Raw genomic sequence first — 22610 nt, forward strand, 5'->3', positions numbered from 1 at the left:
GCTCTAGAGAACGAGGCGGAACTTTGCGAAACCTTCGGCGCCGTCGCCGGCATCCTCGATTTTTGCGCCCTTGATGTCAGCCGCGTAATTGCGACCCTTCGGGCCAGTCTCGAAGATGGCGGTCGTATTGGCAACTGGGGCGAAGGACCAGTTGGCATCCGCCGACGGGTTAATGGTGCCCTGATCGATGATATAGCGCACGATCACGTCGCGGTTGGTGTCGGGCGCCACGAAGATCACCTTGTCGGCGGCGATATCGGGGAATTTTCCGCCGCCGCTTGCACGGTAATTGTTGGTCGCCACCACGAATTTCTGCTCGGGGTCGATCGGCTTGCCGTCGAATTGCAGGTTGACGATGCGGTTGCTGTCGGGATTGACGGCCTTGCCGTCCTTGTCGAACTTTGCCGGTTTGGAAATGTCGATCTGGTAGGTGACACCGTCGATGACGTCGAAATTATAGGACGGAAAATCCGCGTTTAGGAGCGGCGCATCCTTTGCGCCGGCCTCGACCGTGTTGAACATGCCGGCGGACATTTCCAGCCAGTTCTTCACCTGCGCACCGTTGATCAGCACCGCCTGCACCGTGTTGGGGTAGAGGTAGAGATCGGCGACGTTCTTGATGGCGATGTCACCGGCAGGGACATCGGTGTAATAATCCGCACCACCGCGACCGCCAGACTTGAATGGCGCTGCTGCCGAAAGCACGGGCAGATCCTTATATTGCCCTTCCTTCAGCATGTCCTTGATGTACCACGTCTGGGCATTGGAGACGATCTGCACGGACGGGTCGTCGGCCACCAGCGCGAAGTAGGAATAGAGTGGCGCCGACGTCTTGCCGACCGGGCGACGCACATAGGCGAGCGCCGCTTCGTGATCTGCCTTGGCGGCGGCTATTACCTCCGGTTTGTCCGTGACATCTGCAACGACCTTGCGATTGTCGTCGCGGTGGTAGATCGGCCGAGCCTCGGAGGTGAAATCGACGATCTTCCAGCTTTTGCCGTCCTTTTCGAGCAGAAGGTCAATGAGGCCCATATGCGAGCCCCAGAAACCGGCCATCACGGCCGGCTTGCCCATCAGCGTACCCTTGACCGCATCCGCACCCTCGATGCCGTCCCATGTCTTCGGACCGGGGAAGACCAGATGCTGGTGACCAGTGAAGATGGCGTCAATGCCTTCCACGCCCGCCAGATAAAGCGAGGCGTTTTCCATGCGATCGGTCTGGCCCTTGCCATCGATGCCGGAATGGGAAAGCGCGATGACGATATCGGCACCTTCTTCCTTCATGACCGGAACCCAGGCTTTAGCCGCCTCGACGATATCGCGCGTCTGGGCCTTGCCCTCCAGATTCTTGGAATCCCACATCATGATCTGCGGCGGCACGAAACCGATGATACCTACCTTGACCGGGCTGGTTACGCCTGCACCATCGCGGATCTGTTTCTCGAGGATGACGTAAGGCTTGAAGAACAGCTCATCCTGCTTGGGATCGGAAGCCAGCTGACCCTTGGTGAGGTTGGCGCAGACATAAGGGAAACCGGCGCCCGCCAGCGTATTGGACATATAGTCGAGGCCGTAATTGAATTCGTGGTTGCCAAGCGTGCCACAATCATAGCCAAGGACATTCATGGCGTTGATGACGGGATGCTTGTCGCCGGCCTTCATGCCGCGCTCATAGGCGATGTAGTCGCCGAGCGGATTGCCCTGCAGGAAGTCGCCATTGTCCACCAGCATCGAGTTTCCGGCCTCGGCACGGATGGCGCCGATGATCGAAGCGGTGCGCGCCAGACCCATCGTGTCGTTCGGTTTGTCGGCGTAATAATCATAGGGAAAGACGTGAACGTGGATGTCAGTCGTTTCCATGATGCGCAGATGCGCCTGGTTGGCTGCGGCGCGTGCGGCGAAGGGATGCAACAGCACCAGAGCCGAAGAGGCGGCGATGCCACCCAGAAGCGAACGGCGAGTGATGGGGTGGAGAGCGAGAAGCGACGACATGGGAACTCCTTCGTATGAAGCTTGCTCTGTCAGGAAAACGACAAGGTAGAAGCAATCCCCGAGGAGTCCATCATCAAAATGACAAGCCCGTGACGGACGGGCCAGTTTTCAACCGTTTGATAAATTTTTTGTCACAAGGTGGCCGCGCGCGCATGGCGTGCTTCGGGAATGCGCTATGTCCGGTCTGCGCATTCCCCTTATCGGAAACGTCTGCTTAGCGGGCGAGAGTCGGTTTTACTTCTTCGTGGAAGAAGCGGAAATAAGACGACAGCTGTGCCAGCGTGTTGGTGGAAAGTTTGAGTTGCAGGCCGAGCCGGTTCATGTGCTGCCATTGCACGACACCCTCGATGAAACCCAGATCTTCACTCTGCACCTTCACCCGGCTTCCCTTGGCGGCAGCGAAAGGTCCGTCCAGTTCCAGCGCCATGCCGGTGGCGGACAGGTCCACCACGCGGCCTCGGGTCGACTGGCTGAAATAGTGCACGGTCGCGTAGATCCGGGTCTTGCTACGGGTCGCAGTGCGGGTCGCCATATTGAGGTTGTTTGCCATGTCGCTACTCAAATCAATTGTTTCCGATGCTTGCATCATGACGTAGAAAGTTTGAGAGCCGTTTAGCCGTTTGCTTAAAATTGCAAGTAATCGCGCGATTATGCTGTGTCGATACGGCACTGGTAGCAATTGTTGCGGGCGGAGCGCACATGCACATAAGCGACGTCTGCCCGCTCCAGAAGATGCGCTGCGCGTGAAAGGATTTCGTCCGTCGCCGTCACCGCTCCGGTGCCGTAGACGATGCGGTCGTCAGTGCCATAGCCGCGAACGATATAATCGGGGCTGTTAAGCATTGGGGGAAGGGCATCCGTCTGCGGATAGTGCTCACAGGCCTCAGCGTGAAGAAAGACTGGCCCCGTTTCCGCATAGGGCTGGAGCGAAGGGAAGGGCCGGTAGGCGAGGATCAGCATTCCTTCGCCTTCATCAATCTGGGAAAGGCAATGGCGGCACGGCATGCCACCTGGAGAAACGGCCTTTTCCGGCGGGTTGCCATAGGCGTCGGCGGCTCCCGCCCGGAAAGCCTCAGCTTCCTTAGCCGGCATTGCTGTAAAGACGAGATCGGTCATGGCGAGGTCCTTCTGTTGGGATCGGCGTTGCTTCTTTGCAGCTATGATCCCGAAACAGACCTCTATCCACCCGATTCTTGACGGGTGATGCAACCAGCCCATTGCGTGACTCGTTAGCATCGGGAATCAGTGGCGCTCCTCGATCCCGGAAGGTCTGATTTTATGTTCCGTCGTTTTCTGGCCGCTGTTCCGCTGGCTTTCGTTTCTTTGACGGTTCCGATCGACACGCAGGCGCAGGTCGCCTCCGGTCTCGATGGCCTGTCCGACGATCAGCTCCAGCAAGCGGTCAATTTCGTCATCGGCAATGCGATCTTCTCGCTTTATCACGAGGGTGCACGCATGCTGATATCGGATTTCGGCGCGCCGGAGACCGGCAGCGCGCAAGCACCTGCCGATCAGCTGGCGGGCACGCTCATCCTTCAGGCCAACGAGGAATGGCTTGATACCGCACTCGTCAACGCTACCGACAGCTGGTATCTGGCGCGCGAGACGGAGGCTTTGCCCCAGCACGAAGCACCGGTGTTTTCGGCGCTTGTTCCCGACAGGAGCCGCGATCGCAACATGGCCTGCCTGATGGTCGGCCGCGACAAAGACGGCTATGGTGATCTTGCCACCATGATGGGGCTTGCCAATGACGAATTTGCCAAATGTGGCGCCGCCTATCCGCGTATCGCATCGGCGTGGGAGGATTTTCTGACGCCCCACCGCGCGCAGACACCATCCAGATTTACTGTGAGCTACGTGCCGCCGCGCGATCCGGAGCTGGAACCTTACGCCATCATGGTCAAGGAATCGAAGGTTCTCGATCTTATCAGCCGCAGTTTCGGCGTTTACGGCTTGAAAGGCGAGGTCAAGTTGACGGCGAAGTCCTGCGGGCGTCCCGATGTCTACTGGTCGGCCGAAAAACGTGAGATCACCTATTGCTACGAGCTGGGTAAATTCCAGGCGGAGCTGATTGCCGATCATCTCCTCAACAGCGTTACCGAAGACAAAGGTTCCGCCGGCGGGCATACCCCGACGGCCGTCACTCTGGAAAGAGAAATCTGAGGCCAGTTACCGGATGCACGGCAACCTGTCCTCTTGAAACGGGAGGATATTGCCATGCCGAAGGTTGTCGTTCGAAATTTCGCCATTTCGATTGACGGATATGGTGCCGGGCCGGATCAAAGTCTTCAGAACCCGCTGGGTGTGAATGGCGAAATGCTGCATCAATGAGGATTTTACCGAGAAGAGGTCGCCTCGATAAGGTGGATGACAACCTATCAACGGCTTATAGAGGCGAATGGTCTCGGGTTCGGTATAAAGAACAGGCAAGACTAGGTAAGAGAAAGCTAAAGTAAGGTGGGATATTTTTCCGAACTATATTGACTTTTATTAAAAAATACGCTACTCCGCTGTCCTTCGCAAGGAGGCAGCAAAGCGAGCTTGTCGAGCGGTCTTCGGAGAGATTGCTGCCTCCTTGCGAAGGATCGCTAAGTATCTGATTTTCATAGCAATTTTACCACAAAATAACCGAAGATTAAAGCCGTTTTTCAGTTTCATTGCGCGCCTCTTGGATGCGTTGATTATTGACCTAATTATACGCTATATATTGTATTAAGTACATGAAATTTAAGTATTTTTTGTAAAATATCTCTTCTAAAGACAGTGCTTATTCCCTCTCAGGTTACCCCTGGAGTGTGGGCAAGGATATCCTCATCGGCGCCGGTGTTTCTCGGTAGGGGCGAAAGTCTCTGCGAGGGGCTGGACCTGCCCGCCCTCGGTTACCGCTGTACCGGGACGGTGGCGGGTGAGGGAGCCACACATCTGATAATCGATAAAGGTTGATTTCTGCACCGTTCAGGGTGTCCTGACAACACCGGGTAGCGGTTTTCTGCGTTGACGCTTCCCCCACCCTCATTCCTGTGCTTGTCACAGGAATCCAGCCGACGCGCGTCTGCGCGGCGAGAGCGTACTTCCAGCCCAAGGACTTGGGCTGGCTGGATTCCTGTGACGAGCACAGGAATGAGGGAGAAGGGATCACACGCGACCGAAGAATGACGCGTGTCGCTCTCAATCGCCGGCAACTCAGTTGCGCAGCGAGATTTCCAGAAGCTCCGTATCGGACAGCGGCTCTACCCAGGCCTCATAGGTACCAACAGGCGAAAATCCCATCATCTGGTAGAGTTGCAGCGCGCGGGGATGGTCAAGCGTGTTGGTGGTCACCGTCACGCGCTTCGGATTGTCCTGCCAGGCGGCGTAAAGCGCCTGCAACAGGAACCACTTGCCGACGCCAGCACCGATTGCCTCTTCGAGAAGCCCGAAATAGGAAAGCTCGGTTACCTCGTCGCTTGCCTTGTTCAGCTCGAAGAAACCGGCGGGTGCACCATTCATATAAAGGACGGTGACGCTGTTCTTCGGGTCCTTGAGGACGGCGGACAGTTCCGCATCGCTCATGCGCATGCGTTTCTGCCAGTGCCAACGTTTTCCCACCCGCCAGTACATGTAGCGGTAGAAGTGCAAGGGAATATCGGTGACCCGCATCAGTGCCGTCTGGATGTTGACGGGGATAGCAAGGCTGACCTTCGGCGGCGCCGTCATTTCAAGCTGCGTGACATGCGCCTTCAACGGCCCATGTGACACCACGGGAAGAGGTTCGGCAGGGCCGGTGACAACAGGCGTGTCTTCCAGTCCACCCCATTCCGACCACGAACCGTCATAGAGCGAATTATCCTGGTGGCCGAGCGATTCCAGCGCCAGCATAATGACGGCGGCGGTAACGCCCGAGCCGCAGCTCGTCACCACAGGCTTGCCAAGATCGATACCGGCATCCGCCACCATCTTGCGGATGGCGGTGAGGTCCTTGAAGTGGCCGTTCTCGGAAAATGCGGTGGCGGGCAGGCTGCGAGCACCAGGCATATGGCCCGAACGCATGCCGGCACGCGGCTCGGCCTCGTCGCCGGTGAAACGTCCCGCGCCGCGGGCATCGGCAATCTGCTTTTCACCACTGTCAACGATGCCGCGCATGGTCGATAGCGAGGTCACGCGCTTTTCGTTGAAATCGGGTGTGAAGGTGGCAGGCTCGATTTCCGGCGTGCCGGTTTCTAGCGGCCGGCCTTCGCGCTTCCAGCCGTCAAGACCGCCATCCAGCACGTAGGCCTTGCGCACGCCCATCACCCGCAGCATCCACCACACGCGCGGTGCGGAAAAGAAACCGGGGCCATCATAGACCACGATGGTATCGGTGTCGCTGAGGCCAAGCTCTCCCGCCTGTTCCGCAAAGAACTCCGGCGAGGGCAGGGAATGCGGCAATCCGGTTGCATGATCGGCGATCTTGTCCTGATCGAAGAACACGGCACCGGGCAGGTGACCCGCCGCAAATTCTTCCGCACCGTTGCGTTTATGCGCCGGCAGATACCACGAGGCATCAACGAGACGAAACCCGGCCGTGCCGAGCTGCTTTTCTACCCAGTCCGCCGAAACGACGAAACGGCTCTTATCCGTGCTCACGATGTCTCTCCTGATTTCAGGCAGCAGCTTCAGGCGTGCCGAAACGAATGCGGAACCGCCTGTTCTCCTTGCCCTTCTTTTCTATCTTGGCAATGTGAATATCGCCCACTTCCTGCGTTTCGGAAACATGGGTGCCGCCGCAGGGCTGGCTGTCGATGGTAGAATTTTCGCCGATGCAGACAAGGCTGACCCGGCCAAGGCCGATTGGCGGGCGCACATTCTTGGATTTGACGATGCCCGGATTGGCCTGAAGTTCTTCGTCGGTAATCCATTGCAGGAAAACGGGATGGTTGGCTTTCACCAGTTCCATCAGCTTTGCCGTCACTTCATCCTTGTCGATGGTTTCCGACATGTCGAAATCGACGCGCGATTCGTCTTCGCCGACGGCAGCACCGGTGATTGGCCACTGGCAGACGACTGATAGCAGATGGCAGGCCGTGTGCATGCGCATCAGCTTGTAACGGCGCGGCCAGTCTACGTGCAGGGTCAGTTTTTCACCGACTTCGGGGGAAGGCTGACCTTCCAGCGGCACATGGATGATAACGCTCTTGTCGGCGCCATTTTTGGTAATGCCGAGTTCGATGCGCGAACCATCGGCCCGCTCGAGAAAGCCGCTGTCGCCCGGCTGGCCGCCGGACGTGGCGTAAAAGCAGGTCTGGTCGAGCTCGATGCCGCCATCCTCATGCACCGCCGTGACGATCGCTTCTGCGGTGGAAAGATAAAAATCGTCACGGAACAGGGCATTCACAGGCATTTCGGCATGTCCTCAAACGGTTTCGTACGGAACCGCAATCTCGCTTTTCGTTGCCAGCCACTGGGGAACCGGAAGCCCCTTGGAGCGCAGGAAATCCGGATTGAACAGCTTCGACTGATAACGATTACCGTAGTCGCAAAGTATCGTCACGATTGTATGCCCCGGACCAAGCTCGCGGGCAAGGCGGATTGCGCCGGCAATGTTGATGCCGGAGGAGCCACCGAGGCAAAGACCCTCTTTCGTGACCAGATCGAACAGCACCGGCAGGGCTTCCGCATCCGAAATACGATAGGAGAAGTCCGGCGCGAAGCCTTCCAGATTGGCGGTGATGCGCCCCTGTCCGATGCCCTCGGTGATAGAGGAGCCTTCCGACTTCAGGACGCCATGCTTGTAAAATTCGTAGAGGGCGGCGCCCTCAGGGTCGGCAAGGCCGATCTTTATATCGGGATTGAAATCGCGCAGGCCGTCAGCCACGCCCGCAAGCGTTCCGCCGGAACCGACGGAGCAAATGAAACCATCGACCTTGCCGTCCGTCTGGTCCCATATTTCCGGTGCCGTTGTCTCAATATGGGCCTGACGGTTGGCGATATTGTCGAACTGGTTGGCCCAGATCGCGCCGTTTTCATCCGTCGCGGCCAGCTGTTTTGCCAGGCGGCCGGAAACCTTCACGTAATTGTTCGGGTTGGAATAGGGTGCCGCCGGAACCTCGACCAGCTTTGCGCCGAGAAGCTTCAGCGCATCCTTCTTTTCCTGGCTTTGCGTCTCGGGAATGACGATGACAGTCTTGTAGCCGAGCGCATTGGCCACCAGCGACAGGCCTATGCCGGTATTGCCTGCCGTGCCTTCCACGATGGTGCCGCCCGGCCGCAGCTGTCCGCGCCGTTCCGCATCGCGGATGATGTAAAGCGCGGCGCGATCCTTTACCGATTGGCCGGGATTGAGAAACTCCGCCTTGCCGAGGATTTCACACCCCGTCGCTTCAGAGGCAGCTTTCAGACGGATAAGCGGCGTGTTGCCGATAGCACTGAGCGCAGAGGGATGAATGGTCATGATTGAGCCTTCTTGTCTGAGCGGAAATTAGGTGCCGTTATGTCCCGTTACAACCGCCTCAAGGCAAGAAATTATCTTCCCGCCTTAGGCTTCGCCACGCAAAATTTTGCCGATACCCAATTTTATGCGTTGTTCTTCACTTCGGCATAGGCTGCAAGTGCTCTTTCCCGTGCCTTCCCATGGTCGACGATCGGCAGGGGATAGGTCTTGCCGAGCTCGATACCCGCCTTTTTAAGCACCTCTTTCGGTGCTTCAAACGGCTTGTGGATGTATTTTCGCTCAAGCCTTTCAAGCTCCGGCACGAAGCGGCGCACGTAGTCTCCCTCGGCATCGAATTTCTCCCCCTGCAATATGGGGTTGAAAATGCGGAAGAACGGCGAGGCGTCCGCGCCCGAACCCGCCACCCACTGCCAGTTGGCAGCGTTGGAGGCCGGATCGGCATCAACAAGCGTATCGCGAAACCACTTCTCTCCTTTGCGCCAGTCGATAAGTAGATGTTTGATGAGGAAGGATGCCACTATCATGCGCACCCGGTTGTGCATGGTGCCATGTTTCCACAATTGCCGCATGCCGGCATCCACGATCGGATAACCCGTCATGCCACGCGTCCAGGCGTTGAAGGATGTGTCATCGTCCCGCCAGCCGAAGGCGCCGAAACTGTCGTTCCAGTTTTTCTCGTCCAGCTCGGGAAAGTGGAACAGTAGATGGTAGCAGAATTCCCGCCAGACGAGTTCCTTGCGGAAACGGCTGATATCGTTGGACGGGATATGGCGTGATAGCCCCTTCGTCGCATGCCACACGGCGGCGGGCGATATTTCGCCGAGCGCCAGATGCGGCGCAAGAAGCGACGTGGCGTCCTTCGCCGGAAAATCGCGGCCTTCCTCATAACCTTTCAAGGCACCATCGATGAAATCATCGAGTTTTTCCCTCGCGACATTTTCACCGGGTGTCCATATCTCGCTGAAACCCTTGGCCCAGTCCGGTTTGACCGGCAGAAGCTTCCAATCATCGAGTTTCTCCGATTTTGGCCATGTCTCAGGTGCCTTCAGGCTCTGCGGTGCATCCGCCGGCGTATGTGGCTCCTCGCCGCCCTCCAGAGCCCGCCAGAAGGGCGTGTAGACCCGGTAGGGACCGCCGGATTTGGTCTGCACCCGGGATGGTTCATGCAGCAGGTGTCCGGCAAAGCTGCGAACTGTCAGGCCGTCGTCCCCAAGCGCCTCTTTTAGTGTCTTGTCTGTTGCCATGCCGGTCGGCTCATAGCGACGGTTCCAGAGGACTGCATCCGCGCCGGTTTCGGCTATCAGCCGGCGCAGCGTCTCCTCTGCGTTGCCGCTCCTGAGAAGTAGACGGCTGCCGCATTTCTCCAGCGCCGCGGAAAGAGAGGCAAGCGAATAGTGAAGCCACCATTCCTGCGCGCCGCCAAGCGGGCCGCTGGATGTCTCACGAATATAGAGCGGTATGACGGGGCCGCCATGCTCCACAGCTGCGAGAAGGGCGAGATTGTCCGCCAGGCGCAAGTCCTTGCGGAACCAGACGATAACAGGAGAGGATTTTGTTGGCATGAAGGGATCCGGTTCACTTCCGCTTGAACGAGTGTTGAAACGCTTTGTTCCTCAAATCGCGTAGAATGGAAAGCTGGAGGCACATGGTTTTTCGAGGGCTATTTTTTCGACCTTGAAACCGAAAGTGAAGGGAACCAACTGGAGGAGCCGGCGTTTTTCGCTGGTTAATAGAGCATGGAAGTACAATCAATGTTGCTGAAAGACGTTAAGTGGGAAAAGCCTGTTACCATATCCTTGGAAAACGGTGCTCCCCGGATTTTCAACGGCGTTTACGAGGCCTTCGATTTTCTGCAGCACGAATGGCCACAACGCGGTGACAAGGCGCATGAGCAGGCCCTGCGTCTGTGCCGCGCCTCGCTGATGGGGGACGTGGCTGGAGAGATTGCGCGCGCCGCCTTCGTTACCGCAAGCCGGCAGGCGCAATGCCTCCTGGAGGCAGGAAACAAGGTGGAAGATCAGGGTAAACTTGCATCCTGACAGCGTTCCGGGATTAAGATGTGAAAGGCCACCCGTAAAGCCGGGTGGCCTTGTTTTATCCGCCGCCAGAAACGGGTTGTGTCGAACGCAGGATATGGCATCGTGCGCGTGCAAAGCGGATGAATACGGCAATGACCAACCACTACGGCTATATTGTTTTCCCGACAGCTCTCGGCCATTGCGGCCTCGCATGGGCAGAGCGCGGTATCGCCCGTCTGCAATTGCCCAGCGCAGATGCCGGTGAAACCGAAAAACTTATCCAGAAACGCCTGCCGTCATCTTCCATTGCTGTACCCGACATACGCGCCCGTGAGGCGATTGCGATGGTTACCCGCTATTTCGATGGTGAAGAGATTGATTTTACGCCCGTGGAACTTGATCTTGCTGGGCAGGAGCGGTTCTTTCTAGATGTCTATGAGGTGGCACGGCATATCGGCTGGGGCCGCACGACGACCTATGGCGGTATCGTAAAAACGCTGGGCCTCTCCATGGAAAAGGCCCGCGACGTCGGGCAGGCCATGGCGAAAAATCCCGTGCCGCTGATCATTCCCTGCCACCGTGTTCTGGCGGCTGGCGGTCGGCTGGGTGGCTTTTCCGCGCCGGGCGGAACGAACACCAAATTACGTATGCTGGATCTCGAAAATGCCGGCCGCAGCCGTGCTGACGGTGCACAGGGCAGCCTGTTTTAAAGCAATGACAGATCAGTCCACATGAATAGCCGTCTGATTTCTGCCCTTTTCTCGTCAAATTGTCGCTAAATTGTCACAATACACGGACGCCCTCTAACATAAGGGCGAGACGTTTGAGAGTATCCGCGTTAATTCTATCCGCTGCATTGGCTTTTACAGTCGTGGCACCCGCGTCGGCTGGCATGCTGAACCAGGCTGAAAAATACGCCGGACTGCATGAATCCAAAAACAACAAGAGCCTGAAGAATATTCTTGGGGCAAATCCCCGCAGCACACCGTGGTGTGGCCTGTTCCTGCATGCCGTTGCCAGCAAGGCCGGGCGCGCATCTCCCAAATCCTACGGATTTGCAAAATCCTGGACGTCATTCGGTTATGCCGTTCCCGTCGCCGCCGCCAAACCGGGCGATGTTGTCGTCATTCGCAACGGCCGCGGTTATCACGCCGGAATATTGAAGAGCATGAGCGGCAAGACAGCGCAAATTCTCGGCGGCAATCAGTCCGGCCGGGTGCAGGTGTCGAACTTCAACCGCAAGGCCATCGTTTCCGTGCGTCGCTGAAGACCTGACCAACTTTACGACGATCCTTATAAAGGCGGGCTGTGGCCCGCCTTATGCGTTTTAAGGCCCCTATGGCTGTTCCCTTGTGCCGGGTGCCGCATCGCGCTGGTCATCGTCCTCAAGGTCTGTGGCGACGATGAAGGCATCCTCGTGTTGCCGCGCTGCCTGACGGCGTGCGCGCAGGCTTATCGATTCATCGGGGTAAATCTCACTTTCTTTAGATTTGAGTTCGCTGTCGGTTTCGAAACGCGGCAAATCTTCGTCTTTGATATCAAGAGGTTCATTTTTCTTCTGTTTCGGATCGCTCATGGATGGTCCTCCTGCGGGTTCCTGCCGGACAAACGATCCTGCAGTGAGTAGGGTTCCCTTTTTTAGGGAAATGCGCATGCGCAATCTCCGGACGCGGAACAATTTCCGGCCATTTCTGTTTTTCAATTGGCACAGTCAAAGCCGATGCGACGCAAAGAGGAGGACGTTATGAACCATGATCGCGAAGCAGCAATCCGCGAAAAAGCCCGCGCAATATGGGAGAGGGAAGGCAGGCCGGAGGGACATCACGAACGCCACTGGATGGAGGCGGAACGGGAGGTCTCGGCAAGCACAGAAACCGGAAAGACCAATGGCAAAAATGGCGCGAAGAAACCCGCTGCCGCCAAGCCCTTGGTCCAGAAGAAGGTGAATGCGGATAAGGCTTCGGCAAAAAATGCCAAATCACCAGCGGTAAAATCTCTTCAGAAAGAGCAAAAAGCGGAGACCAGCCGAAGAGACGACGACCTGACCGAAAGCCTGGAGGAAAGTTTCCCGGCAAGTGATCCGCCGGCACTCACCAACGCGTCTACTGCGACGAAGCGTGTGGCGAAGAAGACCTGAGGTCAATAACGCCCAGCTTCGCGCCTATGCCAAGATCGATATAGAGCGAATGCTGCGGCATCTCGCTCATCATGCCATATTTTGGAAAGATGGCTCCCCGGGCCGGATTCGAACCGGCGACCTGTCGATTAACAGTCGAATGCTCTACCGCTGAGCTACCAGGGAACGTGCGCTGCTTGGCGCGGTGTGAGCGGGGTAATACAAATGCTTTTCCGATTTGCCAAGCGCTTTTTTCAAAAAAAACGCATTCATCTTGTTTTATCTCGCCGGAGTCCCGATTTTCCGGGCTTATCGACGGTGAAAAAATTATCCACAGGCCAGATGTTAAAGGGCAGTATGGAATGAAATTTGGAATGGACCACAGAACGGGTCGTCTCAATCTCGGAAAATGGAGCGTTGCCATGCCGCGTTCGCGCGTCGGCAGGATCGCCACCGGCTCGGCGCTGGTGGTGGGCGGAACGCTCGGGTTTTTGCCCATCCTCGGTTTCTGGATGGTCCCGCTTGGTCTTATCGTGCTTTCCCACGATTTGCCGGCGGTTCGCCGCAGGCGGCGGCGGCTGGCAGTCTGGTGGGCATCGCGACGCAATGGTCGCAACACCCGCAATAGAGGTGGACAATAAGCCTCAGCCGCCCATCGAGCTGCTGAGGCCCTGTCCGGCCCAAAAGGCGGCATAGGCGAGTGCTGCAAAATAAATCGCCGTCAGGATGAGAAACAGGTACCCGCCGAGAACGGTCACGCCGTCCCTCTGGATCATACCCGCCGAAAAAAGCAGGATGGCGACGCCAGGCAGGGTGTTGGAGAAGGGAATGAAGCCGAGCGGCATCATCAGCAACACGCCAGCGGTCATCAGCGCAAGTCCGTTCACTCTATTGGCGACGATGCCCGCCGTCAGCGCCGGAAGGCGCGGGCGGATGAAGCGATCGAGCCTGGAGACTATGGCGACGCCTTTCTGCAGTGCCGGTACCAGCTTTGCCGTTTCCATCTGCCGGTCGAGAATCCTGGCTGGCAGCCATGGCAGACGGTTGAGGGTGATGGCCAGACTGACGAGAATGATCGCTGCGCCAAACACGGTGCTGACGCCGGGAATGGAGACCGGAATGAGGAAGGGCAGGGAAGCTATGGCACAGATGAGCAGCAGGCCCTGTTCGCCGATTGCCTCCATCAGCTCGCGCAATGTGATCGTCTGACCTTGCAGTTTCCCAATCAGCTTTTCGAGCGTGGTGCTGAGCTTTTCAGACGTATCAGTGAATGCGAATTCGTTCGACATCAGGCTTCCCGGAAGTTGCTTTAACTCCGGGTTTGATAACATTCATCCGGCCGAATGCCTACCGCCGATGGAAAATCAGCGTCTTTTCGGGCCGGTGCTGTTGCCCGCCTTTGTCAGTGGGAAACCCAGCTGCTGTAGGCGCCTGCAAGAAGAACAATCAGCAGGATGACCAGTATGACCGGATTGATCGACGTAATGAAGCTTACATAGTCCATGATAACTTCCTCCTCTTTCCGCCACACCTTATTCTACCGCAAAAAGGCCGGTTTATCTACCTGAGGATGAAATTTCGCATCGCAGCAACCATCCGCCGCTGCGGTCTGGAATTGTTTGTTTTTCTCATTTGCCGCAACGCAAAAAATAAATCTTCCAACATTTGCCATTCTCTTGCGTTGTCTCTAATCCTGATTTGGCGGCGGTCGATAGTCAGAACGTCCGCCGCTGACAAACCGCCACTGAGATGTCTAGGCTCCCGCCTTGCCTTCGGTCTAAAACGATCTTCCCGAGGACATTAAATGCTGAAAAACATCTATGCCTGGACGATGGCGCTTGCCGCGCGCAAAAGCGCCGTGTGGTGGCTGGCGATCGTGGCCTTCGTCGAAAGCTCCGTCTTCGTTGTGCCGGCGGATGTGCTTTTCCTGCCCATGGTGCTGGCAAAGCCAAAAAAGGCGATGTTTTATGCGCTCGTCGCAACGGTCGCTTCCGTTCTCGGTGGCATTGCCGGCTGGTTTCTCGGCCACTATGCTTTCGAGAGTATCGCGCGGCCAATTCTGGAATTTTATGGCAAGCTGGACAGCTTCGAGCAGCTCAAGAATTCGGTAAATTACGAGACTATCATTCTCCTGCTGGTGACATCGGGCTTTGCGCATCTGCCGCCGATCAAGGTTGTCACCATCCTCTCCGGTGCGGCCAATATCAGCCTCGGCCTGTTCATTCTCTCGGCTGTCGTCACGCGCGGCGCACGCTTTTTCATCCTCGCCGGGTTGCTGCAAAGATACGGTGAGCCGGTGCGCCACTTCATCGAAAAACGCCTTGGTGTTATTGCCGCCGCTGTGGCCGCAGCGCTCATCGCCATCTATGCGGTCTACGTTTTCGTGCGCTGACGAAACGCAGTTTTTCTACTCTTACAATACTGTCGCATAACTTTCAGCCTACTGTCAGAATCCAGCTGTATCGGTTGTCTCGTCCAATGAGAGAACCGATTTATTATGCGAAGATTATGGAAGTGCTCCTTGGGGGGCATGGGTATTGCTGTGCTTGCCGCAGGCGGTTATCTCCTCGCCATCCAGCTTCTCGGCAACTTTCACGAGGTGGTGGCAGGGCAGCTTTACCGCTCCAACCAGCCAAGCAGTGAGCAGCTGGTCCGCTATACCAGGGACCATGGCATCAAGACGGTCATCAATCTGCGCGGAGAGAATGAATCCGAGGACTGGTACAAGGATGAGATCAAAACCTCGCGCGAGCTTGGGTTGACCCATATCGATTTTGGCATGTCAGCCCGCCACGAACTCGACATGACCAAGGTGAACCAGTTGGTCGCGATCATGCGTGATGCGCCGAAACCCATCCTCATCCATTGCAAGTCCGGTGCGGACAGGACAGGCCTTGCGACCGCGCTTTATCTCGGCCGCGTCGCGTATCTCGGTGAGAAGGCGGCTGAGAGCCAGCTTTCCGTCCGCTACGGCCATATCGGCATCCCCTATCTGTCTGAGACCTATGCCATGGACCAGACCTGGGAAAATGTCGAACACATGTCGATCGCCGACGACTTCACAATTGCTTCAAACGAGTTTTGAAAACGGTCGGGCATAGCGTTCGCAAAATTGCTGATCGATCTCCTGAATCGGGATTTTGCGTTCTGTTCTGATCGCGCAACGGTCGGGACGGGGCCCAAACGCTTGGTTTCTTAACTGTTGAGTTATCAACGACGCAGCCTGTCTTTCATCAGGCGACCCGCTTTCTCCCTCTCAAGGTTCGTCGGAAATCACATTTTTTGTCTATATATTAGTAACTTATGCGATCCAACAATTAAGTTGACTCCTTTAATCATCTTTTATAGAGCGACGTTGTTTCAACTTCTGGATCGCATCATGACCCCAAAATCATTTATGAGCGGCCTTGCCGCATCGCTCTTGTCTATTCTCTTTACCGCCCCCTATGTAATGGCTGAACAAAAGACCATCACAGATGTCATCGGACGCGAAGTGAAGGTTGACCTTCCAGCAAAGCGCGTTGTTCTCGGTTTCTACTTCGAGGACTACATGGCGGTCGGCGGCGAGAAAGCCTATGATTCCGTCGTCGGCATTTCTCGCGAAGCCTGGGAAGGCTGGGTACCCGCCAACTGGAAGATGCATCTCGCGCATCGCGCCTCGCTTGCCGACATTGCCGATGTCGGTGAAGTGGAAGCGCAGACTTTCTCGGTCGAAAAAGTGTTGAGCCTCAATCCCGATCTGGTGATTCTGGCAGACTGGCAATACAAAGCGCTTGGTCTCGATGCCGATCGTCTGGAAGAAGAAGGCATTCCCGTCGTCGTCGTCGACTACAACGCCCAGACGGTCGAGCGGCACGTCGCCTCGACCCGGCTTTTTGGCGACCTGACCGGCCAGGAGAAGCGTGGCAAGGAAATTGCCGACTTCTATGCCGGTTCGCTGAAAGAGGTCGCTGACCGGGTCGCCAAGTCCGGAAAGCCGAAACCGAAGGTCTATGTCGAGTTCGGCAACAAGGGCCCGGCCGAATATTCTTTCACCTACGGCAAGAACATGTGGGGCGCCATGTCCACGGCGGCTGGCGGCGACAACATTGCCGCTCCCTTCGTCGAATGGTGGGGACCGATCAATCCAGAACAGGTTCTGGCGTCCAAGCCTGACGCCATCTTCATTTCCGGTCGCGAAAACAACAAAAACCCGGCAGCGCTGCCCATGGGACAGGCGGTGAAGGCGGCAGACGCAGGCGAGAAACTCAAGGCATTTGAGGCCCGTCAGGGCTGGAGCGAATTGCCCGCCATCAAGAACGGCCAGCTGTTCGGTGTCTACCAGGGTGCGTCGCGCACGCTCTCCGATTTCGCCATGGTTCAGTACATCGCAAAGCAGCTATATCCCGAGCAGTTCAAGGATGTCGATCCGATCGCCAACTATCTCGGCTATTACAAGAAGTACCTTCCGTTAACGCCTCAAGGCACTTTCGCCATCGCCGTCAAGGATTGATATCGCGCTTGCCTGTGGCGGCGCAGAAACGTGCTTTCTTCGCCGCCACAGTGGCGAAATCTCGCGAACGCCGCTGTTGCGGCGTCCGCTTTTCCAGACAGTCCTTTCAGGCAGGTTTTCATGACAATTGCTGCCCGCAACGCCGAGGCCATCGGTGCGCACCGGCTGCGCGAGCGCCGTCGCTGGCGTGTCGTCTCTATCTTCTTCGTATTGATGGCGGTGAGCCTCGTTCTCGATATCGCCACCGGTCCTTCGCTGCTGTCGCCCGCCGAAGTGGTGAAGTCGCTGACTGGTCTTGGCGAACGGGCCGCCATGACCGATTCCATCGTGCGCGGCCTTCGCCTGCCCATGGCGTTGATGGCGCTTGCCGTCGGTGCGGCACTCGGGGCAGGCGGCGCGCAAATGCAGACCCTGCTCAATAATCCTATGGCGAGCCCCTATACGCTCGGTATGGCCGCAGCGGCCGGTTTCGGTGCGGCGCTGGTACTGGCGCTTGGCGGTCTCGGGCTGGATGCCATGATTGCCGTTCCGCTGGGCGCGTTCGTCTTTTCCATGCTCGCAGCACTTTTTCTCTTCACGCTGGCCTCCATCCGGCAGATGACGACCGAAACCATCATTCTCGGCGGCATCGCGCTTCTTTTCCTGTTTCAGTCGCTGCTGTCGCTCATCCAGTTCCTGTCCTCACCGGAGCTGTCACAGCAGATCCTTTTCTGGCTGTTCGGCAGCCTGACCAAGGCGACCTGGCCGACGCTTGGCCTGACCGCTGCCGTGACCGCCCTCTGCTGCGCCCTGCTGATGGCGGATTGCTGGAAGCTGACCGCGCTCAGAATGGGGGAGATGCGGGCGGCAAGCCTCGGCATCAATGTCCGCTGGCTGCGCATGAAGGTTCTCGTCATCGTTGCCATCATGACCGCGACGGCCACCAGCTTCGTCGGCGTCATCGGTTTTATCGGGCTGGTCGCGCCGCATATCGCCCGCATGACTGTGGGCGAGGATCAGCGCTTCTTCCTGCCCATGTCGGTGCTGAGCGGCGCGCTGATGCTGTCGGCTGCCTCGATCCTCTCCAAATCGATCGTTCCTGGTGCGCTGTTCCCGGTTGGCATCGTCACGGCCATTGTCGGCGTGCCGTTTCTGATGTGGCTGATTTTCGCTCCGAAGAGGCGCGGCTGATGATGGTTCTCGATTCGATTTCCGCCGAGCGCGGCGGACAGACTGTTGTGAAAGGGCTGTCGGCGCGTCTGGAGGCGGGGCATATTCATGCCGTCATCGGCCCAAACGGAACGGGCAAGACGACCCTTCTGAGAGCGATCTTCGGCGATCTGCCACTTGCTGCCGGTTCGATCAGCCTCGGCGACCGCCGCCTTCGGGCCGGGGAGAGGGTGGGGCGGTATATAAGGCAGTGGCGCGACGGCTTTGCCTACATGCCGCAGGACACCACGGCCGATATTGCGCTCAGCGTGCTGGAGGGGGTGGCACTCGGCCGTTTCGGGCGTCTGTCGCTGCATATTGATGACGAGACGCTCGACCTGGCCATGACACGCCTGCATCAGGCGGGAATAGCGCATCTGGCGGGCAGGGAGATCGCCTCCCTCAGCGGCGGGCAGCGGCAGATGGCGCTTTTCGCGCAGGTTCTGATGCGCGAGCCGCAGGCGATGCTGCTGGACGAGCCGGTCAGCGCGCTGGACCTCAAACATCAGGTGGCGCTTCTCGATCTGGTGCGGCAGGAAACCCGCGCCAATGGCTGGGTAACGCTGGTCGTGCTGCATGATCTCAACCTCGCCTGCCAATATGCCGACAACCTGCTGGTGATTTCCGATGGCGCATTGAAGGCGACTGGCGCGCCGGGAGATATCGTCACGCCGAAGCTCATTTCCGAGACCTACGGGGTGGCGGTGGAAGTTTTGCGGGACCGGCGCGGCAATCCCGTTATTCAGCCGGCTGGCGACCCGCTGCCCGAACATTTGAAAACCCTTGAAGGAATAATTGCATGAAACGATTTTTGATGACGTTTGCCGCGGCTTTGGCCGTAACCTTTTCTGTCGCGCCGTCCTTTGCTGCCGAACACAAGGTGCTGATGCTCAATTACGGCACGGACGGCAGCATGGTGTTTGAGCCTTCCTATGTAAAGGCAGAGCCCGGCGACACCATCACCTTCGTGCCGCAAAATTCCAGCCATTACGTGCAGTCCTATGCCGTTCCGGAAGGCGTAACGCCCTGGAAAGGCAAGCTCGATGAGGCCTTCAACGTTACCGTCGAGAAGGAAGGCGTCTATCTCTATTATTGCCCGCCGCATCTGATGATGGCGATGATCGGTGTGATCCAGGTCGGCAAGCCCGTCAATCTGGAAGCGGTCAGGCAAAAGGCGGAGAAGCTGCGCCCCAAACTGGTCATGAAGGGCGAAAGGCTGGACGCGGCTCTGGCACAGGTAACGCCGGCGCAATGACGCCATCTCCGTGCTGGACCGGATGGGACGCTCGATCCCTCTTATCTCGCTCGCCGGGTGTGTGAAGCAGCCCACACGAAAAAATTGGCTGCAATCACCATAACAAGGATAAACCAATGGCAAATAAACTAGTCGAAACGACATTGAACGACCTGCTCAACGGCGAATTGCGCGCCCACCACGCCTATCTTCAGGCAGCCGCCTGGGCGGCTGAGCGCAATCTCGATGGTTGCTACAAGTTTCTGCTTGGCCATGCTGCCGAAGAGCTGGAGCATATGCACCGCATCTTCAGCTTTCTGAACGATCTCGGAGCTCCAGTTATTTTCACCGAGCTGCCTGCCCCACAGGTCACTGCAAACGATATCAAGGGGTTGTTTGCAATTGTCGCGCAACACGAATCGCGTGTCACCGCCGCCATCAACGCGGCGGTTGATCTCGCGCGGTCTGAAAAAGACCATGCGACCACATCCTTCCTGCAATGGTTCGTGAACGAACAGCATGAGGAGGACAGCCTGTGCCGCACGATAATGGGCAAGATCGAGCTGATCGGTGACGGTCCCAATGCGCTTTATCTGATTGACCGCGAAATCGGCGAACTGGCTGAAAAGGCCTGAAAGCTGCGCAGCATTCACTGATATTCCACAAGCTGCATCAAACGCAGCTTGTGGCTGGTTCAGTCACTTCCTAAATCCGGCGTCCATCCACGCGTATAGCCTTTTCCCATGATGGCAACCGCAAGGGAAAGCTGTTCCTGCAAATGTTCGATTTCGCCCAGCAGCGTTTCAACAGCCGCCTTCGCATCGCCATCATGACACTGGATGACATATCCAGCTATGTCGTCAGGCCGTACAGGGGTGATTTTTTCCGCATCGGGCATATCGGTTGACCTCTCGTTTGTTCACTAAATGTTCTAATTTTAGCAGAGAGTCAACAAGGCAAATGCGTGCCGTCTCTGGACGGTCACAGGCTTTGCAATAAGAGTATATTTCTGGAATTATCGTTGAATGCACTCGCGCCCGCCACAGCCTCGCACCGCAGTGTCAAGCGTCAATGAACGGATGGATCTTCGCCGTCCAGGAAGCTGCGAATTCCATCTTTCTCACAGGTGGCCAGGAATTCTTCCCAGGCGTCCTTGTCTGTCGTGAAAGGTTCTTCCCAGGTGGTGACATCATCATGCTCGCTGATAACCTCGAGCGTCCAATCCTGCTGGGTGCCGGCCGGCCGGTAGATATCAACCAGAACCGTGATACCGTCGTCTTCAAATTCGCCTGAGAATTCCGAGTGTTCAATTTTTGTTTTTTTGACCATCACAGCACACCTCGTTCTCAGGCTTGGATAAACGCACACCCACACCGCATCTTGTCAATTCGCGCATGGCGCCGGCGAGAATGTGGCTGAAAAAATTATAGCCAGCTCTGGGGGAACTGGCTATCTATCTGTTTTTAATGGTCGGAGCGGCGGGATTCGAACCCACGACCCCTTGACCCCCAGTCAAGTGCGCTACCGGGCTGCGCTACGCTCCGAACCTGAAAGCCGTTTATATATAAGCCTGTTAGGGCGCAAGCGGAAAATAGCCTTTTCTTGAAAAAAGGAACAAAGGCTGTGGACGGTGGGTAGGGGACTTTCTTCCCGAAGATGTTGCCCGTCAAACGCGTGACACATCATCCTTCCATCATGGCGGGAACCTGCCGTGTTCTTTGGCGTTCCAATCTAAGCGAAACTGAAATTCAGGGAGATGAAACATGTCCGAACTCGTCGTTGTCGGTTTTGACGGAACGGAAGAGGCCGACCGGGTCCTTCTGAAACTTGCTGGAATGAAAAAAGAATATCTGGTCGATCTGGAAGATGCCGTCGTCGTCGTTCGCGATGAAAACGGCAAGGTGCACCTGAAGCAGAGCGTCAATCTGACGGCGATCGGTGCAAGCTCCGGTTTTCTCTCCGGTGGTCTCTGGGGCGGCCTCGTTGGCCTGCTGTTCCTCAATCCGCTCGCGGGATTTGCGATTGGCGGCGCGATCGGTGCGGGAACGGGTGCGCTTGCGGGGTCGCTGACGGATTACGGCATCGACGACGATTTCATCAAATCTCTGGGTGAAACCATCCCGAATGGCTCTTCGGCGTTGTTCGTGCTGATCCGCAAGGTGCAGCCGGAAAAGGTGATGGCGGAACTGGAGGGTCTTCGTGGGCGGGTCATCAAAACTTCGCTTTCGCCAGAGCAGGAAGCGCAACTGCAAAAGGCGCTTTCCGGCGGAACGGAACAAGCCGCAGCACCTGCCGTCTGAGCGATGCAGAGAGACGATGCTGCGGCATGTTTCATGTCGCAGCAGATCTATGAAAGTGCGGCGGCGCTCTTTGCGACCCGTGCCGGAAACGTTGGCTTAAACCGTCAGCGTTCCGGTTTTCGCCTGCGGCCAGGTCAGATAATAATACCGACTGCCGACATTGCCAAAAAATGCGTTGTCGCCGGAAATACTGTCGACATAGGCGCCACCGGTGGTCTTTGCATAAGCCGAACCGTCGCGCTTGAGGTGGTCCTTCAGAAAATCGCTCCAGCCGGTCGTGGTAATCTCGGTTGCCGGTTTTGAGGTGGTTGTCTTGTCGGCCTCCACGTCCCAGGCTTTTATCTTTGCGCCTTCGGTCGGATCGGAGACGGTCAGCGTTCCAGCGGCCAGCGCTTCCAGCATTGCCTTGGCTTGCGTAGATTTGCTCGGATCCTTGGAGAGTTCTTCCAGCGTCGCCTTCAGGCTTGTCATGAAACTGGCCTGTGTAATGTCGCCGGAGGGCGCCTGCGTGCTGGTGTCGTCGGTCTCCGCGTCAGTGCCGGAGACTTGCGCATATTGCGCCAGAAGCTGTGTCAGCCGCGTATTGGTGGAGGAGGGCGAGGTGTCGATCCCGTAGGAGTCGAGGATCGCAGTTCGTGGCGAGGAGGTCGAAGCGGAATTGTCCTCCTGCTCCTTGATGGCCTTGAGTGCGAGTTTGGTGGAGTTGATGCGTGTGGACAGGTCGACGGAGGAGACCATTGCGCTCACTGTTTCCATGATCAGGCCGATACACGTCATGCATACCGAACCGGCTCGGCGAAGATTCTCGATCCCGCCTTTCGTCTCCTCTCATAAGAAGACCGGGTGTATCCCCAGCCGTCT

General features: G+C 57.1%; 26 protein-coding genes, 2 tRNA genes and 1 pseudogene. 15 read left to right on the top strand and 14 right to left on the bottom strand.

What is annotated here, in order from left to right:
- Positions 1 to 3: 3 nt before the first annotated feature.
- The 3 genes from F617_RS0112085 to F617_RS0112095 form a co-directional block, all read right to left on the bottom strand.
- The gene (locus F617_RS0112085; RefSeq protein ID WP_003512549.1) at positions 4 to 1992 is read right to left on the bottom strand and encodes a bifunctional 2',3'-cyclic-nucleotide 2'-phosphodiesterase/3'-nucleotidase; all 1989 of its coding nucleotides are present in this window, start codon (positions 1990 to 1992) and stop codon (positions 4 to 6) included.
- Positions 1993 to 2206: 214 nt separating this feature from the next.
- A complete protein-coding gene (locus F617_RS0112090) occupies positions 2207 to 2542 on the bottom strand; it encodes a PilZ domain-containing protein (protein WP_019565441.1) in 336 nt (111 codons plus the stop codon).
- Positions 2543 to 2640: 98 nt separating this feature from the next.
- On the bottom strand, positions 2641 to 3108 hold the full coding sequence (locus F617_RS0112095) for a DUF1203 domain-containing protein (protein ID WP_019565442.1): 468 nt from the start codon (positions 3106 to 3108) through the stop codon (positions 2641 to 2643).
- Between the two features lie 162 nt (positions 3109 to 3270).
- On the opposite strand from F617_RS0112095, the gene F617_RS0112100 reads away from it, so the two are divergent.
- Both F617_RS0112100 and F617_RS28690 read left to right on the top strand, forming a co-directional pair.
- Positions 3271 to 4155, top strand: coding sequence for a DUF4344 domain-containing metallopeptidase (locus F617_RS0112100; protein ID WP_013635909.1), 885 nt, complete (start codon positions 3271 to 3273; stop codon positions 4153 to 4155).
- 54 nt (positions 4156 to 4209) lie between these two features.
- Positions 4210 to 4320, top strand: a pseudogene (locus F617_RS28690) (dihydrofolate reductase); the annotation flags it as partial.
- Positions 4321 to 5175: 855 nt separating this feature from the next.
- Here F617_RS28690 and sseA read toward each other — a convergent pair.
- From sseA to F617_RS0112125, 4 genes are all read right to left on the bottom strand, one after another.
- Positions 5176 to 6597: a 3-mercaptopyruvate sulfurtransferase gene (gene sseA / locus F617_RS0112110; RefSeq protein WP_019565444.1), complete on the bottom strand. Its 1422-nt coding sequence runs from the start codon at positions 6595 to 6597 to the stop codon at positions 5176 to 5178.
- A gap of 16 nt (positions 6598 to 6613) precedes the next feature.
- Complete coding sequence (locus tag F617_RS0112115) at positions 6614 to 7351, bottom strand: alanyl-tRNA editing protein (RefSeq protein ID WP_003512557.1); 738 nt, start codon at positions 7349 to 7351, stop codon at positions 6614 to 6616.
- Between the two features lie 12 nt (positions 7352 to 7363).
- Positions 7364 to 8401, bottom strand: a complete 1038-nt coding sequence (locus F617_RS0112120; RefSeq protein WP_003512558.1) for a cysteine synthase A — start codon at positions 8399 to 8401, stop codon at positions 7364 to 7366.
- 122 nt (positions 8402 to 8523) lie between these two features.
- Positions 8524 to 9963 (bottom strand): deoxyribodipyrimidine photo-lyase, encoded by a 1440-nt coding sequence (locus F617_RS0112125; RefSeq protein WP_019565445.1) that lies wholly within the window; start codon positions 9961 to 9963, stop codon positions 8524 to 8526.
- Between the two features lie 189 nt (positions 9964 to 10152).
- Here F617_RS0112125 and F617_RS0112130 point away from each other — a divergent pair, with 189 nt between their 5' ends.
- The 3 genes from F617_RS0112130 (at position 10153) to F617_RS0112140 (ending at position 11686) form a co-directional block, all read left to right on the top strand.
- Positions 10153 to 10440 carry a DUF982 domain-containing protein gene (locus F617_RS0112130; protein ID WP_003512562.1) on the top strand — a complete coding sequence of 96 codons (288 nt, stop codon included), beginning with the start codon at positions 10153 to 10155 and terminating at the stop codon, positions 10438 to 10440.
- A 131-nt stretch (positions 10441 to 10571) separates the two neighbouring features.
- Positions 10572 to 11129, top strand: a complete 558-nt coding sequence (locus tag F617_RS0112135; RefSeq protein ID WP_026330811.1) for a methylated-DNA--[protein]-cysteine S-methyltransferase — start codon at positions 10572 to 10574, stop codon at positions 11127 to 11129.
- A 113-nt stretch (positions 11130 to 11242) separates the two neighbouring features.
- A complete protein-coding gene (locus tag F617_RS0112140) occupies positions 11243 to 11686 on the top strand; it encodes a TIGR02594 family protein (protein ID WP_026330812.1) in 444 nt (147 codons plus the stop codon).
- 69 nt (positions 11687 to 11755) lie between these two features.
- On the opposite strand, the gene F617_RS0112145 is transcribed toward F617_RS0112140, so the two are convergent.
- Positions 11756 to 11995, bottom strand: coding sequence for a hypothetical protein (locus F617_RS0112145; protein ID WP_013635919.1), 240 nt, complete (start codon positions 11993 to 11995; stop codon positions 11756 to 11758).
- 168 nt (positions 11996 to 12163) lie between these two features.
- Here F617_RS0112145 and F617_RS0112150 point away from each other — a divergent pair, with 168 nt between their 5' ends.
- Entirely contained in the window at positions 12164 to 12556 is a 393-nt protein-coding gene (locus F617_RS0112150) for a DUF2934 domain-containing protein (RefSeq protein ID WP_019565448.1), read from the top strand.
- Between the two features lie 90 nt (positions 12557 to 12646).
- On the opposite strand, the gene F617_RS0112155 is transcribed toward F617_RS0112150, so the two are convergent.
- Positions 12647 to 12721, bottom strand: a tRNA-Asn gene (locus tag F617_RS0112155).
- A 176-nt stretch (positions 12722 to 12897) separates the two neighbouring features.
- Between F617_RS0112155 and F617_RS0112160 the strand changes: the two genes are divergently transcribed.
- Positions 12898 to 13176: a hypothetical protein gene (locus F617_RS0112160; protein ID WP_013635921.1), complete on the top strand. Its 279-nt coding sequence runs from the start codon at positions 12898 to 12900 to the stop codon at positions 13174 to 13176.
- Positions 13177 to 13179: 3 nt separating this feature from the next.
- Here F617_RS0112160 and F617_RS0112165 read toward each other — a convergent pair whose 3' ends face one another.
- The gene (locus tag F617_RS0112165) at positions 13180 to 13824 is read right to left on the bottom strand and encodes an exopolysaccharide biosynthesis protein (RefSeq protein WP_003512591.1); all 645 of its coding nucleotides are present in this window, start codon (positions 13822 to 13824) and stop codon (positions 13180 to 13182) included.
- Positions 13825 to 14339: 515 nt separating this feature from the next.
- Here F617_RS0112165 and F617_RS0112175 point away from each other — a divergent pair.
- From F617_RS0112175 to F617_RS0112205, 7 genes are all read left to right on the top strand, one after another.
- Positions 14340 to 14927 (top strand): YqaA family protein, encoded by a 588-nt coding sequence (locus F617_RS0112175; protein WP_003512594.1) that lies wholly within the window; start codon positions 14340 to 14342, stop codon positions 14925 to 14927.
- Between the two features lie 138 nt (positions 14928 to 15065).
- Positions 15066 to 15620, top strand: a complete 555-nt coding sequence (locus F617_RS0112180; RefSeq protein WP_003512595.1) for a dual specificity protein phosphatase family protein — start codon at positions 15066 to 15068, stop codon at positions 15618 to 15620.
- 312 nt (positions 15621 to 15932) lie between these two features.
- Positions 15933 to 17027, top strand: coding sequence for an ABC transporter substrate-binding protein (locus tag F617_RS0112185; protein ID WP_019565449.1), 1095 nt, complete (start codon positions 15933 to 15935; stop codon positions 17025 to 17027).
- A gap of 120 nt (positions 17028 to 17147) precedes the next feature.
- Positions 17148 to 18197 carry an iron ABC transporter permease gene (locus tag F617_RS0112190; RefSeq protein ID WP_026330814.1) on the top strand — a complete coding sequence of 350 codons (1050 nt, stop codon included), beginning with the start codon at positions 17148 to 17150 and terminating at the stop codon, positions 18195 to 18197.
- Positions 18197 to 19018, top strand: coding sequence for an ABC transporter ATP-binding protein (locus F617_RS0112195; RefSeq protein ID WP_019565451.1), 822 nt, complete (start codon positions 18197 to 18199; stop codon positions 19016 to 19018). The genes F617_RS0112190 and F617_RS0112195 overlap by 1 nt, the downstream gene beginning before the upstream one ends.
- Entirely contained in the window at positions 19015 to 19470 is a 456-nt protein-coding gene (locus F617_RS0112200; RefSeq protein WP_019565452.1) for a pseudoazurin, read from the top strand. Before F617_RS0112195 ends, F617_RS0112200 begins: the two co-directional genes overlap by 4 nt.
- Positions 19471 to 19586: 116 nt before the next feature.
- Positions 19587 to 20084 carry a ferritin gene (locus F617_RS0112205; RefSeq protein ID WP_003512602.1) on the top strand — a complete coding sequence of 166 codons (498 nt, stop codon included), beginning with the start codon at positions 19587 to 19589 and terminating at the stop codon, positions 20082 to 20084.
- Between the two features lie 59 nt (positions 20085 to 20143).
- Here F617_RS0112205 and F617_RS27840 read toward each other — a convergent pair whose 3' ends face one another.
- From F617_RS27840 to F617_RS0112220, 3 genes are all read right to left on the bottom strand, one after another.
- Positions 20144 to 20347: a hypothetical protein gene (locus F617_RS27840; RefSeq protein ID WP_013635930.1), complete on the bottom strand. Its 204-nt coding sequence runs from the start codon at positions 20345 to 20347 to the stop codon at positions 20144 to 20146.
- Positions 20348 to 20517: 170 nt separating this feature from the next.
- Positions 20518 to 20778, bottom strand: coding sequence for a hypothetical protein (locus tag F617_RS0112215; protein ID WP_003512603.1), 261 nt, complete (start codon positions 20776 to 20778; stop codon positions 20518 to 20520).
- 138 nt (positions 20779 to 20916) lie between these two features.
- A tRNA-Pro gene (locus tag F617_RS0112220) sits at positions 20917 to 20993 on the bottom strand.
- Between the two features lie 219 nt (positions 20994 to 21212).
- Here F617_RS0112220 and F617_RS0112225 point away from each other — a divergent pair.
- A complete protein-coding gene (locus F617_RS0112225; RefSeq protein WP_003512604.1) occupies positions 21213 to 21749 on the top strand; it encodes a DUF1269 domain-containing protein in 537 nt (178 codons plus the stop codon).
- A 96-nt stretch (positions 21750 to 21845) separates the two neighbouring features.
- On the opposite strand, the gene F617_RS0112230 is transcribed toward F617_RS0112225, so the two are convergent.
- Positions 21846 to 22526, bottom strand: coding sequence for a hypothetical protein (locus F617_RS0112230; protein ID WP_019565454.1), 681 nt, complete (start codon positions 22524 to 22526; stop codon positions 21846 to 21848).
- Positions 22527 to 22610: the final 84 nt, after the last annotated feature.

This window comes from Agrobacterium sp. 10MFCol1.1, assembly GCF_000381165.1.
Classification (GTDB): Bacteria; Pseudomonadota; Alphaproteobacteria; order Rhizobiales; family Rhizobiaceae; genus Agrobacterium; species Agrobacterium tumefaciens.